This window comes from Micromonospora sp. NPDC002411 (assembly GCF_053592955.1).
This window is the reverse complement of sequence record NZ_JBSFBM010000604.1, coordinates 1-1,843: the sequence shown is the minus strand read 5'-3', so window position 1 is coordinate 1,843 and position 1,843 is coordinate 1. Positions and strand designations below refer to the sequence as shown.

General features: G+C 74.9%; 1 protein-coding gene. It reads left to right on the top strand.

The genetic code is table 11. From position 1 onward, the window contains the following. Positions 1-103 precede the first annotated feature (103 nt). A complete protein-coding gene (locus tag ACWCO3_RS34355) occupies positions 104-1,699 on the top strand; it encodes a hypothetical protein (RefSeq protein WP_450014158.1) in 1,596 nt (531 codons plus the stop codon). The last annotated feature ends 144 nt before the right edge of the window (positions 1,700-1,843 follow it).

Below are 1,843 nucleotides of genomic sequence, written 5' to 3'. Positions count from 1 at the left end.
CCGCCGCCGCTGGTACGACACGACCTGACTGGTCACGTCCACCTCGCCGAGGAACATGGTCGCACACTGGATCGCCGAGCCGGGCACCTCCGAGGCGGTCGAGTTGTTCGCCACCGCGGGCGGGGCCGCACCCGCCGCCCGGGTCCGCCGTGCCGATCCACGCACCGACCCGGCGGTACGCGACATCGTCGACCTGTGCGGCCGACAGCCCCGCACCGTCCGCGCGCTCGGTTATCGCACCGCCCAGCACGGCTGGCGACACGCCGACGTGCTGGACGCGCTGCGCCGCGCGGTGCAGACACCACCACACCAACGGCTCACAGTGTCGCCAGCAGCACGTCTGATCACCGAACGGGACACCGCGTACCGGTCGTTGAGCCGCGAGGCTCGACGGTTGTACCGGGTGATGTCGCTGATCCCCGCCCCGGTCGACCGGCCGACCATCGCCGCGCTGGCCGGCCGGCATCCCGAGCGGGTGACCGCGCTGCTCGACCAGTTGGCCGCCGCGGCGTTCGTTGTCGGCGCGCCCGGCGACCGGTACGAGATCCGCCCGCTGCTCGCCGACAGCGCCCGGCTGCACCTGCGCGACGCCGATCCGGTCCGGGCCCGGGTCGCCGCGCAGGCCCGGTTGACCCGGCACCTTGCCCGCCGGGCCGAACGGCATGCCGCCAACCTGGCGGTGCTCGGCGCACCGCCGGACCGGGAGTGGTCACTGCCTCTGGACGACGACCCGTACGGCTGGTTCGACCTGCACCAGGAGCTGCTGCTGGCGGTGGTGCGGGTGCCGTCCGGCGCGGCCGAGACACTGCCCCGACGGGTACGCCGGTGGTGGTTCCGGCTGGCCGTGGCGCTCTGCGGGTGGCTGGCGTACGCCGAGCGGCTCGACGAGTGGGAGCAGGTCTGCCGCACCGTGCTGGCTACCCCGACCGCCGACGACCGACCGGAGATCGCCGGGTGGGCGCACAACGAGCTGGGTGTGCTGCGGCGGCGTCGGCACGATCCGCACGGGGCGGCGGCCGCGCTCACCCTCGCGGTGAACGAGCGCGGACGTGGGGGCACCGCCCAGGCCCGGATGAACCTCGGCCTGGCTCTGCTGGATCTGGGGCAGTTGGACGACGCGGTGGAGCACCTGGAGATGTCCCGGAGGCACCGCTCCGGGGCGGACCGGGCCGGGCACGCCCTCACCGACCTCGGTCTCGGCGCGGCGCAGCTCGCCCGGGGTGAGTTGGACAGCGCACACCACCACCTGGTGCGGGCGGCGAACACCTTCCGGTCGGTGGGTGACGCCCGGGGGTACGCGGCGGCGTTGACCAACCTGGTGCTGGTGCACGCGGGTCTCGGCGAGCACCTGGACGCCGCGCAGGCGTGGCGGGCGGCGCTGCGCGAGTACGAGTCGGTCAACGACCCGACGAGCCGGGCGACTGCCCTGCTCAACGCCGGGGCGACGCTGCTGACCAGCTCGCCGGGGCAGGCGCGGGTGGCGTACGACCTGCTGGCCGAGAGCCGGCGGCTGCGCGAGGAGACGCAGCCCACGGCGGGGCTGGCGCGCAACCTGCTCTACCTGGGTGACGCCTGCGCGGCGCTGGGCGAGCACGCCGACGCGCGGCGGCACTGGGTGGACGCGGCGACGGTCGCCGAGGAGGTCGCCGACGGGCAGGCACTGGCCGCCGCCGACGCCCGGCTAGGGCCTGCTTCATAAGGGCGGTCGAGCCGAGGCGGAGTCCGGGCGGCGATCCGGCAAGGCGCGGCGACGAGTTGCCCGTCGGTGTGGCGCTACGGCACGTCGGTGGTGGGCACGCCCCGGATTCGACCGTCGTCCTGGTGCCCGACTCGGGTGTCATGG